Source organism: Pectobacterium betavasculorum (assembly GCF_000749845.1).
Classification (GTDB): domain Bacteria; phylum Pseudomonadota; class Gammaproteobacteria; order Enterobacterales; family Enterobacteriaceae; genus Pectobacterium; species Pectobacterium betavasculorum.
The window spans coordinates 1,451,733-1,466,594 of record NZ_JQHM01000001.1 but is presented as its reverse complement, the minus strand read 5'-3'; the positions used below and the strand labels follow the sequence as shown (position 1 = coordinate 1,466,594).

17 protein-coding genes are annotated in these 14,862 nt (G+C 54.9%); 9 read left to right on the top strand and 8 right to left on the bottom strand.

The features are described 5' to 3' along the window. Nucleotides 1-45: 45 nt before the first annotated feature. From KP22_RS06700 to ccmI, 7 genes are read left to right on the top strand one after another with little or no spacing between them, the layout of a single operon-like run. Nucleotides 46-786: a heme ABC transporter permease gene (locus tag KP22_RS06700; RefSeq protein ID WP_039301022.1), complete on the top strand. Its 741-nt coding sequence runs from the start codon at nucleotides 46-48 to the stop codon at nucleotides 784-786. Next, nucleotides 783-1,001, top strand: a complete 219-nt coding sequence (ccmD, locus tag KP22_RS06695; protein ID WP_039323167.1) for a heme exporter protein CcmD — start codon at nucleotides 783-785, stop codon at nucleotides 999-1,001. The genes KP22_RS06700 and ccmD overlap by 4 nt, the downstream gene beginning before the upstream one ends. After that, nucleotides 998-1,480 (top strand): cytochrome c maturation protein CcmE, encoded by a 483-nt coding sequence (gene ccmE, locus KP22_RS06690; protein ID WP_039299086.1) that lies wholly within the window; start codon nucleotides 998-1,000, stop codon nucleotides 1,478-1,480. Before ccmD ends, ccmE begins: the two co-directional genes overlap by 4 nt. After that, nucleotides 1,477-3,432, top strand: a complete 1,956-nt coding sequence (locus KP22_RS06685; RefSeq protein WP_039323164.1) for a heme lyase CcmF/NrfE family subunit — start codon at nucleotides 1,477-1,479, stop codon at nucleotides 3,430-3,432. The genes ccmE and KP22_RS06685 overlap by 4 nt, the downstream gene beginning before the upstream one ends. Beyond that, on the top strand, nucleotides 3,429-3,986 hold the full coding sequence (locus KP22_RS06680; protein ID WP_039299091.1) for a DsbE family thiol:disulfide interchange protein: 558 nt from the start codon (nucleotides 3,429-3,431) through the stop codon (nucleotides 3,984-3,986). Before KP22_RS06685 ends, KP22_RS06680 begins: the two co-directional genes overlap by 4 nt. Next, nucleotides 3,983-4,441 (top strand): cytochrome c-type biogenesis protein, encoded by a 459-nt coding sequence (locus KP22_RS06675; RefSeq protein ID WP_039299094.1) that lies wholly within the window; start codon nucleotides 3,983-3,985, stop codon nucleotides 4,439-4,441. Before KP22_RS06680 ends, KP22_RS06675 begins: the two co-directional genes overlap by 4 nt. After that, a complete protein-coding gene (gene ccmI, locus KP22_RS06670) occupies nucleotides 4,438-5,307 on the top strand; it encodes a c-type cytochrome biogenesis protein CcmI (protein ID WP_039323162.1) in 870 nt (289 codons plus the stop codon). The genes KP22_RS06675 and ccmI overlap by 4 nt, the downstream gene beginning before the upstream one ends. Before the next feature lie 468 nt (nucleotides 5,308-5,775). Here ccmI and napC read toward each other — a convergent pair whose 3' ends face one another. The 7 genes from napC to napF are packed head-to-tail and all read right to left on the bottom strand — an operon-like array spanning nucleotide 5,776 to nucleotide 11,705. Next, nucleotides 5,776-6,378, bottom strand: a complete 603-nt coding sequence (gene napC / locus KP22_RS06665; protein ID WP_010276503.1) for a cytochrome c-type protein NapC — start codon at nucleotides 6,376-6,378, stop codon at nucleotides 5,776-5,778. Between the two features lie 8 nt (nucleotides 6,379-6,386). Beyond that, complete coding sequence (gene napB / locus KP22_RS06660; RefSeq protein WP_039323159.1) at nucleotides 6,387-6,824, bottom strand: nitrate reductase cytochrome c-type subunit; 438 nt, start codon at nucleotides 6,822-6,824, stop codon at nucleotides 6,387-6,389. Next, entirely contained in the window at nucleotides 6,821-7,684 is an 864-nt protein-coding gene (gene napH / locus KP22_RS06655) for a quinol dehydrogenase ferredoxin subunit NapH (protein ID WP_039299103.1), read from the bottom strand. Before napH ends, napB begins: the two co-directional genes overlap by 4 nt. Beyond that, a complete protein-coding gene (napG, locus tag KP22_RS06650) occupies nucleotides 7,671-8,363 on the bottom strand; it encodes a ferredoxin-type protein NapG (RefSeq protein WP_039323155.1) in 693 nt (230 codons plus the stop codon). Before napG ends, napH begins: the two co-directional genes overlap by 14 nt. A 5-nt stretch (nucleotides 8,364-8,368) precedes the next feature. Further along, on the bottom strand, nucleotides 8,369-10,855 hold the full coding sequence (napA, locus tag KP22_RS06645) for a nitrate reductase catalytic subunit NapA (RefSeq protein WP_039323153.1): 2,487 nt from the start codon (nucleotides 10,853-10,855) through the stop codon (nucleotides 8,369-8,371). Beyond that, nucleotides 10,852-11,172 carry a chaperone NapD gene (gene napD / locus KP22_RS06640; RefSeq protein WP_039299111.1) on the bottom strand — a complete coding sequence of 107 codons (321 nt, stop codon included), beginning with the start codon at nucleotides 11,170-11,172 and terminating at the stop codon, nucleotides 10,852-10,854. Before napD ends, napA begins: the two co-directional genes overlap by 4 nt. Further along, a complete protein-coding gene (gene napF, locus KP22_RS06635; RefSeq protein ID WP_039299114.1) occupies nucleotides 11,169-11,705 on the bottom strand; it encodes a ferredoxin-type protein NapF in 537 nt (178 codons plus the stop codon). The genes napD and napF overlap by 4 nt, the downstream gene beginning before the upstream one ends. A 365-nt stretch (nucleotides 11,706-12,070) precedes the next feature. On the opposite strand from napF, the gene narQ reads away from it, so the two are divergent. Beyond that, the gene (narQ, locus tag KP22_RS06630) at nucleotides 12,071-13,792 is read left to right on the top strand and encodes a nitrate/nitrite two-component system sensor histidine kinase NarQ (protein ID WP_039299117.1); all 1,722 of its coding nucleotides are present in this window, start codon (nucleotides 12,071-12,073) and stop codon (nucleotides 13,790-13,792) included. Between the two features lie 87 nt (nucleotides 13,793-13,879). Continuing rightward, entirely contained in the window at nucleotides 13,880-14,512 is a 633-nt protein-coding gene (gene narP / locus KP22_RS06625) for a nitrate/nitrite response regulator protein NarP (RefSeq protein ID WP_039299121.1), read from the top strand. Nucleotides 14,513-14,580: 68 nt separating this feature from the next. Here narP and KP22_RS06620 read toward each other — a convergent pair whose 3' ends face one another. Further along, the gene (locus tag KP22_RS06620) at nucleotides 14,581-14,772 is read right to left on the bottom strand and encodes a hypothetical protein (protein WP_039323150.1); all 192 of its coding nucleotides are present in this window, start codon (nucleotides 14,770-14,772) and stop codon (nucleotides 14,581-14,583) included. Nucleotides 14,773-14,862 lie beyond the last annotated feature (90 nt).

Genomic DNA, 14,862 nt, shown 5'->3' with positions numbered 1-14,862 from the left:
CGTCGTCCCGTTGGGATGCGTTTTACGCAAAGTGAGCACACGATTATGTTGAAAAAAAACTATCAGCTTACGCAGCCGGATCGCCTTTATGGCCTTTGCGGCAGGCTTATCCCCTGGGTGGCACTGATCAGCGTCGCGTTGCTGATCGTCGGTTGCCTGCTAGGGTTCGGGTTTGCGCCTGTGGATTATCAGCAAGGGCAAGGGTATCGCATCATGTACCTGCACGTGCCTGCTGCCGTGTGGTCGATGGGCGTTTATGCCGTAATGGCAATCTTTGCGCTGGTCGGGATGATTCGTCAGTCAAAAACGGCGGAGCTTGCCGTGGCGGCGATGGCGCCAGTCGGTGCGGTGTTTACCTTTATTGCGCTGACCACCGGCGCCACCTGGGGCAAACCGATGTGGGGAACGTGGTGGGTTTGGGATGCGCGCCTGACGTCGGAACTCGTCCTGTTATTTCTGTACGTCGGTATCATCGCGCTCTACAACGCATTTGACGATCGCCGTCTTGCCGGTCGTGCCGCGGCCATTCTGGTGCTGGTGGGCGTGGTGAACTTACCCATCATCCATTTCTCGGTCGAGTGGTGGAATACCCTGCATCAGGGATCGACAAAAATGCAGAAGACCATCGATCCCGCCATGCGTCTTCCGCTGCGAATTATGATGCTAGGTTTTATGAGTTTATTCGTGACGTTGTCACTCATGCGATTGCGTAATTTGATACTGGTACAGCAGCGCCATGCACCTTGGGTTACTGCGCTGGTCAATAAAGGAGGAGCAGCACGATGAACATCGCCTTCACGAGTTGGCAAGATTTCTTTGCGATGGGCGGCTATGCCTTGTACGTGTGGCTGGCCGTGGTGTTAACGCTATTACCGCTGAGTGCGTTGATCGGGCATACCCTTTTGGGCCGTCGTGCATTGCTGCGGGATATTCGCCGCCAGCAGGCGCGCGAGCAGCGTAAGAGTACGGCGCGTCAGTCAGCGTTGGAGGTAGCGCAATGAGTGCACCGCGTAAAACTCGCCTCTATGCCATTCTGGCCGTTGTCTGCGGCGCGGTGGTGACGGTAGCGCTGACGCTCTATGCGCTGAGTTCAAATATCGATCTCTTCTATACGCCCAGCGAAATTCTCTACGGCAAAAATGAAACGCAGGAAAAACCGGCGATCGGGCAGCGTTTGCGCGTTGGCGGTATGGTGATGCCGGGCAGCGTACGTCGTGACAGCCAAAGTCTGGAAGTCCGTTTCACCGTTTATGATGCACAGGGTTCAGTGGACGTGACTTACAACGGGATGCTGCCGGATTTGTTCCGCGAAGGGCAAGGCGTTGTGGCGCAGGGCATTCTGGATACCGACGATCATATTGCGGCGAAAGAAGTGCTTGCCCGGCATGATGAAAACTACACGCCACCGGAAATCAAAGCGGCGATGGAAGGGCAGCACGGTCATGCCCCCGCGGCTGGCGCAGAGGGTAAACGGTTATGATGCCTGAAGTGGGCAATTATCTGCTCTGTCTGGCTCTGGGCGTCGCGCTATTGCTCAGCGTGTATCCGCTATGGGGAGCTTCACGTCAGGATACTCGCCTGATGGCGCTGGCGCGTCCTCTTGCCTGGGCGCTGTTTGCATGCATTTTGGCTTCCTTCCTCGTGTTGGTACATGCGCTGGTGATCAATGATTTCACCGTCCTCTATGTAGCAAACAACTCGAACCGTGCGTTACCAGTCTGGTATCGCGTGGCGGCGGCGTGGGGCGCGCATGAAGGATCGTTGCTGCTCTGGGTTCTGCTGATGAGCGGTTGGACCTTTGCCGTGGCGGTATTCAGCCGGGGGATGTCGCTGGATGCGGTCGCCCGGGTATTAGCCGTCATGGGGATGATTAATGTCGGCTTTTTGTTGTTCATTATTCTGACGTCGAATCCCTTTACGCGCACGCTGCCGAACTACCCGATTGACGGGCGCGATCTCAATCCGCTGTTGCAGGATGTTGGGTTAATCTTCCACCCTCCGCTGCTTTACATGGGCTATGTTGGGTTTTCTGTGGCATTTGCGTTTGCAGTTGCCTCTCTGCTGGCTGAACGGTTGGACAGCGCGTGGGCACGTTGGTCCCGACCGTGGACGCAGGCGGCCTGGTCATTCCTGACGTTGGGTATCGTGCTGGGTTCAGGGTGGGCGTATTACGAGCTTGGCTGGGGCGGTTGGTGGTTCTGGGATCCGGTAGAAAATGCGTCATTAATGCCGTGGCTGGTGGGTACGGCGCTGCTGCATTCGCTGTCGGTCACCGAAAAACGCGGCAGCTTTAAGGCCTGGACGGTGTTGTTGGCTATCGGTGCATTCTCGCTCTGCCTGTTGGGTACCTTTCTGGTACGTTCCGGCGTACTGGTTTCGGTGCACGCATTTGCCTCCGATCCGGCGCGTGGGATGTTTATTCTCGCATTTCTGGTCATTGTCATCGGCGGTTCGTTGCTGCTGTTCGCCATCAAGGGCAATAGTGTGCGGGCGCGGGTGACGAACTCGCTCTGGTCACGCGAGACATTCCTGCTCGGCAATAACCTGATTCTGATGGCGGCCACGCTCGTGGTGCTGCTGGGAACGCTGTTGCCGTTGGTGCATAAGCAACTGGGTTTGGGCAGTATTTCCATTGGCGCACCGTTCTTCAACACCATGTTTACCCTGTTAATGGCACCTTTTGCTCTGCTGTTGGGCGTGGGGCCACTGGTTCGCTGGCGTCGGGATGAGCCGCAAAAGCTGCGCAAGCTACTGCTAATTGCGCTGGTTGTGACTGCCGCGTTGTCGCTGCTGCTTCCGTGGCTATTACAGGACTCGCTGGTTGCCATGACGGCGGTCGGCCTATCGATGGCGCTGTGGGTATTCTTCTTAACGGTGTACGAGCTGCATACCAGTTCCACCCAGCGTCACGGTTTACTGCGCGGTTTGACCAAGCTCTCATTGAGCCAGTGGGGCATGGTGTGCGGTCATATTGGGCTGGCGGTGACGGTGGTCGGTATTGCCTTCAGCCAGAATTATAGCGTCGAGCGCGATGTACGGATGCGGGCAGGCGACAGCATACAAATTCATGATTACCGTTTTACATTTCAAGGCGTGCAGGATGTCGTGGGACCTAACTGGCGCAGTGGTAAAGGAACCATTGAGGTCACGCGTAACGGCAAGCAGGAGGCGATCCTGAAAGCGGAAAAACGCTTCTATAACACCAGCGGCGCGGTCATGACGGAAGCCGCTATTGATGCGGGCGTGACGCGCGATCTCTATGCGGCCTTGGGCGAGCAGTTAGATGACGGTAGCTGGGCGGTACGACTGTATTACAAACCCTTTATCCGCTGGATATGGTACGGCGGGGGGCTGATGGCGTTAGGGGGTATCCTGTGCATGTTTGACCCTCGCTATCGCCTGCGTCGCGCGGTTAGGGAGACATCATCATGAGCCGTAAGATTTTGTTAATCCCGCTCGCCCTGTTTTTACTGCTGGCCGTTGCCTTGCTGTGGCAATTGATGCGCAACAGCGACGGCGACGATCCCATGCGGCTGGAGTCTGCCCTGATTGGTAAATCAATCCCTGCGTTTCGTCTTGAATCGCTGGATCAGCCGGGAAAGATTTACAGCCAATCTGAGTTGAGCGATGGCAAGCCGCTGCTGCTGAACGTCTGGGCGACCTGGTGCCCAACGTGTAGGGCTGAGCACCAGTTTCTCAATACGCTGGCGACGCAGGGAATTCGCGTCGTGGGCATGAACTATAAAGATGAACGTCCTAAAGCGGTCGAATGGTTGAAGACGTTAGGCAACCCTTATGCGCTGAGCTTGTTTGACGGCGATGGCATGCTGGGACTGGATCTGGGCGTGTACGGCGCGCCGGAAACCTTCCTGATCGATGGGAAAGGTATCATTCGCTATCGCCACGCGGGCGATCTCAACATGCAGGTGTGGCAAGACACGCTGCAACCGCTGTGGGAAAAATACAGCAAGGAGGGCGGTGCATGAGAGTGATCAGCTTCCTTGGTACACTGCTGCTGTCGTTTAGCGTGCTGGCGTCATCTGAGGTATTACGTTTTGACAACGACGCGCAGGAGCAACAGTTCCGTGAATTAACCATGCAACTGCGCTGCCCGAAATGCCAGAACAACAGCATTGCCGATTCCAATTCGATGATTGCTTCAGATATGCGGCAGAAAGTGTATGAGCTCATGCAGCAAGGGCAAACGAAAGAGCAGGTTGTCGATTACATGGTGGATCGTTACGGTTATTTTGTGACGTATGAACCGCCGATCACGCCTTTCACGATCTTGCTATGGCTACTGCCTGCGCTGTTTCTGACTGCTGGTGCTGCGATGATTATTCGGCGCACGCGCCGCATTAAAAGTGCCAAAGAACCGATGAGCGAACAGGACAAAAAGCGTTTGCAGATGTTGTTGGATCGTGAGGAGAAATCGGAATGATGTTACTGACAACCATCATTGTGTTATCGCTGATTGGCCTGTCCGCGTTGCTGCTTGCGCCGTGGTCATCACGGGGCGAATACGATCGTGATGCGATCAATCAGGCGCTGTATCGCGATCGCCTGCGTGAGCTTAATGGGGATGTTGACAATGAACCGGAGCGTGCTCAGTTAGTTGAAGAACTCCAGCATACGCTATTGCAGGATATTCCTGACGGTACGAAGTCACACCAGCGCCCGTTGAGCCGTTGGGTTTTACTGCCGGGCGTGCTGTTGTTGGTCATCGTCAGTTGCGGTGTGTTTTGGCAGACGTCTGCGGTTAATCGGGTGCAGGAATTGCAACAGGTTGTGGCGTTAACGCCGGACCTGATGAAGCGGGCATTGGATCCCGATGCTGAACCACTGACCATTGAAGAGGTCGCGCGTCTCGGTCTGGGGCTACGCAGCCAACTGGAAGCGCAGCCAGATAATGCACAAGACTGGTGGATGCTGGGGCGTATTGCGGGCTTGCTGAATAACTATGACATGTCCGTACAAGCGTTTGCTAAAGCGTTCTCTCTCGATCCGAAAAATACGGATCTGGCGCTGGACTATGCCGACCTACTTTCGCGTTCCACCGATCCGCGTGATAGCCAGCGCGGTAGCGAGATGCTGCATGAACTGCTGAATTCCGGCTCAACCAATGTACGCGTGCTGAGTCTGCTGGCTTTCAATGCCTATGAAGCCCAGCGCTATCAAGACGCGATTGAGGCCTGGAAAACAATGCTGAAACTGCTTCCGCAAAACGACACACGCCGAGCGGTCATCGAGCGTAGCGTGGCGCAGGCGAAAGCGTCACTGTCGGTGCAGGCGGCTACGGGGAAGTAGATCCTTTTTATCTTCATCATCAATAGCAGAAGGGCGAGATATCGCCCTTTTGTTGTTACGGTGAAGGTTTCGTGCGCAATGAGCAGGGTAACTCTTTGCAACTGTTGCAGTGAAGATTTCAAGCGTAAAGAATTGCGCTGAGGTGGGCGTAGCCGCCGGATGAGCGGCATGGACGCCGCGAAAGTCTGCGCCGTGCCGGGAGCGCGTCGCAGACGGTCCGAACAGCGGGTACGCGCGCCGAAGGCACCGCGAAGCGGCGCGATTTACCGCAAAAAGCCAGGGGTCGCGGGGCGACGGCGATGAGCCGCCCCGCGTCGGGCGCGTGCGACGCGAGTTGCAGAAAATCACATTACTTATTGCGCACGAAACCCTCACTGTACTCACAACAATCAGATTTGGAAGGGGCGGATACTTCCGCTTGTGGTGAGGACGGCATACGCCGTCCCGTGAGTTACAAGGAGACGCGGGTTATAACCCGCTTTTGACGCCGTGCATGTCCGGCAGTTTGTGTGCGATGCCTTTATGGCAATCGATACAAGTTTGACCGAGTTTAATCGCTTCGCTGTGTTTTTCCGCCGCGACCGTTTTTTGCCCTGAGAAGTCCATGTAGTCAAAGTTGTGGCAGTTGCGGCATTCCTGAGAATTGTTATTTTTCATGCGCCGCCATTCGCTCTGCGCCATTGTCAGCCGGTGTGCTTCAAACTTTTGTGGCGTATCAATCGTACCCATTATTTTGCCGTAAAGCTCTTTGCTGGCCTGAATCTTACGCACCATTTTTGGCACAAACTCATGCGGAACGTGGCAATCCGGGCAGGTGGCGCGCACGCCACTGCGGTTGCTGTAGTGCGCGGTTTCCATATATTCCTGATAAACGGTATTGCGCATTTCATGACAGCTGATGCAGAACGCCTCGCTGTTGCTCATTTCCATGCCTTTCTGGGACGTCGCCAGAAAGAAAATACCGCCTGCGAAACCGATAATCAGTAACGTTCCCAGCGCCAGCCGACTTGGGCGACGCCACCATTGCCATAGCTGGCGCAACAACCGTCCTACTTTTCCTGGCTGTTTCATAGCAAACCTCACTGTCCAAAGCCTTTAGAAGGGGTGAACGTATTGCCAGTAATCGGCGAACTGTCCGCCTGCGGCACGTGGCATTGCAGGCAGAAATGACGTGCAGGTGCCACATTGCTCAGCACTTTGCCGTCTCTGTCGACAAAGTGCGTCGGGCTGACGCGGGGGGCGCTGGTGGAACGGTAGTTCTCCACGCCGTGACACTGTAAGCAGCGGTTAAAGCTTGGGGTGACCTGATAGCCATCTACGCTATGCGGAATCATCGGCGGTTGGTTGACATAGTTGAGCGCCATACGCTCCTGCTGCTTTGGCATCCGGCTGTTTCCCGGCTGTGCGGCGGCGACTTCCGGCGATTGGCTTAAATCGACCTGTGCAGTGGCTATCGCACTGCACATTATTGCCAGGGCGGTGAACCAACGAAACCATCCCATTCTCAGGCTTTTCATGACTTTGCTCCCGATTTCCATCTAAGGGTTATTTTAAAAACGTCTTCAGCGCAGACATCAATGCAGCGTCCGCATGTTATGCAGTCTCGGTCAGTCACCTGTACCGGACTGTCTTTATCGAGCAAGGGCGCGCGCAGTACCTGCGGCTCTGGACAGACATGAAAACAGTCCATGCAGCGCGTACAACGTTCACGCTCGGCGGCATCCACAACTAACGCACCTTTGCCGCCAAGCGCACCATACAGCGCACCCGTCGGGCAAAGGTGCCCGCACCAGCCGTGTTCCACGACCAACAAATCAAACAGGAACAGCGCCAGCAGCAACCAGATACCTGCACCGAACCCGAAAATTAGCCCACGACCCATCAATGAGACAGGGTTGACCCATTCCCACAACAGCCCACCCGTCAGTGCGCTACCTGCCAGAATAAGTATCAGCAGTAAGTAACGCAGATTGCGGGGGAGCGTTGCCGAGGCGGTGATACCGAAACGACGGCGCAGCCAGGCAGCTAAATCGGTGAGCGGATTCACAGGGCAGACCCAGCTACAGAACAGGCGCTTGCCCGCCAGTGCATAGCTCAGCGCAATAATCAGCGCCCCGACGAGCGCGAGAGCGGCGGGTAGATGGCCACTAGCCAGACTTTGCAGCACCATTAGCGGGTCGCTAAGTGGCACGGTGTCGAGCAATCGACTGGCGCTGTAGTTACCGCGCAAGATCCAGAACCCTAACAGCGGGCCGCTGAGGAACATGAGCAGTACCAGTGATTGGGTCAGACGACGCAGAACTAGCCAGCGGTGACTGCGCCACCAGCCTTTTTTCGCCTGAGCTTCTCGTCCGGCGTCTTGCTTACGATTTGCCATCGCGTGCCTCCAGCCAGTTGAAACGGTAGTGGTGCCCGAGTTCGCCTTTTGCCAGCGCACGCGGTAAGACCTTTATCGCAGGCTGTTCCAGCACGCAGGCTTTTTCACATTTGCCGCAGCCGGTACACACATCGCTATGCACGATAGGTAGAAAGCGAGCATGCTTTCCGGTGCGGGCATTGCGTTCTGGCTCCAGTGTGATGGCGCTATCAATAAGGGGGCAGACGCGATAACACACATCGCAGCGTAATCCCTGATAGTTCAGGCAGTTCTCCTGATCTAACAACACCGCTAATCCCATGCGGGCATCATCGATAGCATCCAGCGGCTGTAAGGCACCGCTGGGGCAAGCGACCACGCAGGGAATGTCCTCGCACATCTCACATGGGATATCGCGTGCGACAAAGTAAGGGCTACCCGCTGCTGAGCCGGATACCAGCGTCGCCAGCTTCAGCGTGTCGTAAGGACAGACCTGAACACATTGACCACAGCGGATGCAGGCACCGGAAAACGCCGCTTCAGGCAGCGCACCCGGCGGCCGCAGCCGGAGTACGTCAGCCTGCGCGCGCTGCTGCTGAATGCCGAGTATCGTCACCGCTGCGGATAAACCCGCGACGGCCCGAACGGCGTCACGCAGAAAGCGGCGGCGAGCGGGGGAGGAATTCTCCGGGCGTGCCATGTTCGCTATACCTTAGCCAGCTTGACGGCACATTTTTTAAAGTCCGTTTCTTTCGACAGCGGATCGGTCGCATCCAGCGTCAGGACGTTGGTCATCTGCGCGGCGTCGAAGAACGGCATATACACCAGCCCGCGCGGCGGTTTATTACGACCGCGTGTCTCAACGACAGAAACGACTTCGCCACGGCGCGAGATGATGCGCACTTTCTCACCGCGTCGTAGATCGCGCGCTTTGGCATCCTGAGGGTGGATAAACAGCACGGCCTCGGGGAAAGCGCGATGCAGCTCTGGCACGCGGCGCGTCATGCTGCCGGTATGCCAGTGTTCCAGTACGCGACCGGTAGAGAACCAGAGATCGTATTCTTCGTCCGGCGCTTCTGCGGCAGGTTCGTATGGCAGCGCGAAAATCACCGCCTTGTCATCCGGTTTACCGTAAAAACGGTAGGCTTCTCCTGCTTTGACGTAAGGATCGTGCCCTTCGCTGTAGCGCCACTGCGTTTCCTTGCCGTCAACTACCGGCCAGCGTAACCCGCGCACCTTGTGGTAGGCATCGAACGGTGCTAAATCGTGGCCGTGCCCACGGCCAAACGCGGCGTATTCTTCAAACAGGCCTTTCTGCAAATAAAAACCAAATTCGCGAGATTCATCGTTCAGCTGATTTTCCGCCAACTCGCTGAGTGGAAAGCGCGTGGTGACATCGTTAGCAAACAACACGTCATAGAGCGTCTTACCGCGGTAGGCCGGTTTCTGCGCCAGGAGTTCCTCCGGCCACACTTCCTCCATGGTGAAACGTTTGGCAAAACTGACGACCTGCCACAGATCCGATTTTGACTCGCCCGGTGCTTTAACCTGCTGACGCCAGAACTGTGTCCGACGCTCGGCGTTGCCGTAGGCACCTTCTTTTTCCACCCACATCGCGGTAGGCAAAATCAGGTCGGCGGCCAGTGCGCTGACGGTTGGGTAAGGGTCGGAAACGACAATGAAATTGCGCGGATCGCGCCAGCCCGGCATACGTTCCTGATTGATGTTAGGGCCAGCCTGCATATTGTTGTTACACATAACCCAATAGGCATTCAGCGTGCCGTCTTTCAGCGCCCGATCTTGTGCGACGGCGTGCAAACCGATTTTTTCAGGGATCGTACCTGTCGGTAATTGCCACAGTTTTTCCGCAATCGCGCGGTGTTTCTCGTTGGTGACCACCATGTCTGCTGGCAGGCGGTGGGCAAAGGTGCCGACTTCACGCGCGGTGCCGCAGGCAGAAGGTTGACCAGTCAACGAGAACGGCCCACAGCCCGGCTGAGAGATCTTACCGGTCAATAGGTGGATGTTATAAACCAGATTGTTCGCCCAGACGCCGCGCGTGTGCTGGTTAAAGCCCATCGTCCAGTAAGAGATCACTTTTTTCTTCGGATCGGCGTAGAGCTTCGCCAGCGCTTCCAACTGATCGGCAGGAACGCCGCTGATCGCAACTGTTTTTTCCAGCGTATAGTCGGCGACAAAGGCTTTATATTCTTCAAAATTCATTGGCTCGGACGCATCGGATCCGGGGTTTTTCGCCGCTTTCTCCAGCGGGTGCGTTGGGCGCAGCCCGTAACCGATATCAGTCACGCCTCTACGCAGGTTCACGTGGCGGGTAAAGAAGGCCTCGTTCACCGCGTTATTTTGAATAATGTAGTTAGCGATGTAGTTGAGAATGGCCAGATCGGTTTGCGGCGTAAACACCATCCCGTTATCCGCCAGCTCAAAACTGCGGTGTTGGTAGGTGGACAGCACGGCAACCGTGACGTTGCTATTCGACAGGCGGCGGTCAGTAATACGCGACCAGAGAATTGGGTGCATCTCCGCCATGTTGGAGCCCCACAGCACAAACGCATCGGTCTGCTCGATATCATCATAGCAACCCATCGGTTCATCCATACCGAAGGTACGCATAAAGCCGACGACCGCCGATGCCATACAGTGGCGTGCGTTGGGGTCAATATTGTTGGAACGGAAGCCCGCTTTGAACAGTTTGGCGGCGGCATAGCCTTCCCAAATCGTCGATTGCCCAGAGCCAAACATTCCTATCGCGTTCGGGCCTTTTTCCTTCAGGGCGGTTTTGAATTTCTCCGCCATGATGTCAAACGCTTTGTCCCAGGAGATCGGGGTAAATTCGCCTTCTTTATCGAATTTACCATCACGCATACGCAGTAACGGCTGGGTCAGACGATCCTGTCCGTACATGATTTTGGGCAGGAAATAGCCTTTGATGCAGTTTAGCCCGCGGTTAACCGGCGCTTCGGGGTCGCCCTGACTGGCGACGATGCGCCCATTTTGCGTTCCCACCAGCACACCGCACCCTACACCACAGAAGCGGCAGGGGGCTTTATCCCAGTGGATAGCGTCCGATTGCGCATCCGCGGCGCGAACTGCGATAGGGATGGTGATGCCTGCGACCGCGGCTGCCGCTGCGACCGCGTTCGCCTTCATAAAGTGTCGTCGACTGAGTTTCATGGTATTTCCTCACCCTGAGCTTGTTGATCAAGAGGTTGTTCATCGAAAGCAAAAGATTGTTCATCAAAAGACTGTTCATCAAGCTGGTGATAAACCAGCGAAACCGCCAGTACGCCTGCAAGTTCGCGTATTGACGCTATGTGTTTTAACAGCGTGTCTTCTGAATCTGACTCCAGTACCACGGCCATTTTTCCGGTATCGCTATCGCTGGCGGCTACTTCCACATTGGGTAATTTTTCCAATGCGTCGCTTACTGCTGCCATACGTTCCGTATTGACGTGAACCACGACACTGCAAACATGCCAGACTGTGTTCATCGGTTTTCCTGTTGCGTTGTGAGACGCGTTGGCGCGGTGTGATATGCCGCTGTTATTTTTTTCATCGATATGGCACAGACCGGGCACCCTGAAATACATGCGCCACAGGTGGTACAAGCGTCATCATCGATCGACGGTGCGGCAACGCGTCCCATGGTAGGACGAAACTGTATTGCGCCTGTTTCACACGCATCCTGACAGCTGCGGCATTCCACCTGATGCAGCGATAAACAGGCATCCTGAATCGTCAGGTGGTATTCCCACGGCGCGGTGTGGCTCTCCGCGAACAGCGCCTGTGGACACGCGCGAGCGCAGTCATAGCAGAAGGTGCATTCGCCGCGCTGGAAATCGATGGTGGGAAAGCCCCCTGAACCGCGCTGGATGATCCTTGTTCCGCAAGCCTCAACGCAGGCATTACAGCGCGTGCACTGACTCAGAAAATGGCTTTCAGCACCACTCCATGGCGGACGCAGCGTGCTGTCTGCACGCTGTAGACCACCGGTCAGTAAGGAACGTCGGGAGAGGTTAGTCATGGCAGTTCGTCGCTCTGGCACTCGGTAAAATATCCAATAAAAAACACGTTGTTTTTATAGGGATTACACTATGCTCCCTAGGCTGTATGCGATAATCACCCTTTAGAGGTAAATGGGGGTGCCGGATCAAGCTTATGTAGGATTCGTGCCTTATCGGCTTGCCTGAGCACGCGGGGATCGCGATAGTGAATACCCGCCATACTTCAAGCTGCATGTGCGTTGGCTGCGTTCAAATACTCGGCCCGTCGTGAGCCTCGCCCTAAAGGGCTAACGCTTCGCGTTGTTCAAAACGTTAACGTTTTGTCCTGCAACTCGAATGATTCAGGGTATCGAGTTTGTATTGCTAAAGAGGATTGCTTGTTGTGATGGTCAAACGTCCTGTTTCTACCAGTCTGGCTCGTGCTTTTTTTTATATCGCGTTGCTCTCATTTTTAACGACGGGCATCGCGTTGTTGACGTTAGCCAGTGGCTTGCGCGATGCGGAAGCGATCAACGTGGCTGGCTCGATGCGCATGCAAAGCTATCGCATGGGCTATGACTTACAGAGCGATCGCGCCGAATTAGAATCGCATCGCCGCCTCTACGCACAAACGCTGGATTCCCCGGTTTTTCACCTGTTGGATCGCTGGTATGTACCGCGTGATGTACGCGATCGTTATTCCGCCCTGTTGCAGAGTTGGAAAACGATGGATGAGCGCCTGAGTGCGGGGGATCGGGTGTGGTATCAGGACAATATTGTTCGCTATGTCACGCAGATCGATCTCTTTGTACTGGCGCTACAGCATTATTCCGAACGCAAGATGATGATAGTGGTTGTGACATCAATAATTGGTTCGATCACTATCTATATACTGATCTTCTTTACGTTGCGTCGCATTCGTCGTCAGGTCGTCGTGCCGCTGAGTAAGCTGATGGCGGCCTGTGCGTCCATTGAGAAAGGGCGTTTTACTCATTCGCGGCTGGATGTCAATCTGCCGAATGAATTGGGCTTACTGGCGCAAACTTTCAGCAGCATGACTGACGAATTGCAAAAGCTCTATCGCTCTCTGGAAGACAAGGTACGGCAGAAAACGCTGCGTTTACAGGAAGTGAACCGCATGCTGAAGGTGTTGTATAACTGTTCTCAGGCGATGAACGTCAGCACGATCGACAGGCATTGCTTTCAGCAGATTCTGCAAATTGTGCATCGCTATGAAACGGTCGTCTGTCTGGAAATGCGGGTAGGGGAGAACTGGCTATTATGCGAAGGCCAGCCTGACGAGCAAACTGCGTGGCAGGCGCTGCCCATCCGTTTGCAAGAGGTCGAATTTGGACAACTGCGGTGGCAGGCATCAACGCCGCAGCAGCCGTCGGCGCAGCTGATGGAAAGCGTCGCCAATATGCTGGGCCGTGGTCTCTATTTTAATCAGGCGCAGAAGCACTACCAGCAACTGCTCCTGATGGAAGAGCGAGCCACTATCGCGCGTGAGCTGCATGACTCACTGGCTCAGGTGCTTTCTTATCTGAATATCCAGATGGCGTTATTAAAACGTGCGGTAGCGGAAGAAAATGCGCAGGCTCGGCTGATTATCACCGATTTCGAACAGGCGTTAAGCGATGCTTACCGCCAACTGAGAGAGTTGCTGGGAACGTTTCGACTGACGCTGCAACAGGCTGATTTGCCTGCGGCGATGCAGGAAATGATTGAACCGCTAAGAGCGCAGACTCCGGCGAAGATTGATATCGATTGCCGCATTCCTACGCAGGCGCTGGATGCATCACAGCAGGTTCACCTACTGCAAATCATTCGTGAAGCGGTGCTGAACGCCATTAAACACGCACAGGCGACGACGATTACCGTCAACTGTGGTACGCAGCCGGATGGCAGCCATTGTGTTGATATTCGTGATGACGGCTGCGGCATTATCAATCAGGAAGAACCCGCAGGGCATTACGGTTTAAATATTATGCAGGAACGTGCCGAACGGTTAGGAGGACGATTAGCTATTGGTCTCCACCCTGATGGGGGAACGCAGGTTAGCGTCTGTTTTTCGACGCCGACGGCAGCGCGTGAACGTGACAATACAAACAATCTCTACCCTGAATAATTCGAGTGGCGCACATATCGCTTGAAAGATGACAGGGATAAATCATAAATAAAAAATAATAAGATCCATATTACATTGGGGCTGGGCATGTCAGAAAAACCATCTTATCGCGTGCTGATCGTTGACGATCATCCGCTTATGCGCCGAGGAATCCGTCAGTTATTGGCAACTGACGCCACCTTTGACGTGATTGGGGAAGCCAGCAATGGCATGGAGGCACTAAGCCTCGCAAATCGGGATTCTCCTGATATCATTTTGCTCGATCTCAACATGAAAGGATTAAGCGGGCTGGATACGCTTCACGCGCTGCGACGTGATGGGATCTGCGCTCGCGTGATTGTACTGACAGTTTCCGATGCACCCAGCGATATTTATGCGCTGATGGACGCGGGTGCCGATGGCTATCTGCTTAAAGACAGCGCCCCGGAACACTTATTGGATTCCATCCGTAGCAGTGATGCATTCAGTGAACAGGTTCGCGATGTCTTACGCCACCGTATTGCCATAAAGGAGACGCCGTCGCCCTTTACCGTGTTGACGGAGCGCGAACTGGATGTACTTCAGGAAGTGGCTTCAGGGCTTTCCAACAAGCAAATCGCTGCGGTGCTATATATCTCAGAAGAGACGGTAAAAGTGCATATCCGCAACATGCTGCGCAAACTCAACGTGCGCTCCCGCGTCGCTGCCGCGGTGCTGTATCTGGAAACTCGCGGCCAGTAGTCTGTTTCACGTTAAATAGACGCTGTGAATGAGGCTTCCGAATTGCTTCAAGAAGCCCAGACGGTTATTCACGAAGGCGGAAAAAAGCTCAATACGGTAGGAATTGTGGCAAGTGCGAGCAGTAGTGAGACGATGATCGATAATGCGATCACATCCTGCTGATAGTTATACTTCTTGGCAAAGACATAAACGCCTGCGCCAATTGGCTGTGCGGCCATCACCACGGCGGTTGCCAGCCAGATCCCCTGAGAGTGATCCATTCCGAATACATAGACGGCTATTGCGAGAGTAATTGATTAGAAGTGAGATAAATAATACAGAGTCTGCGAGATAATTGTGGGACTACGTGG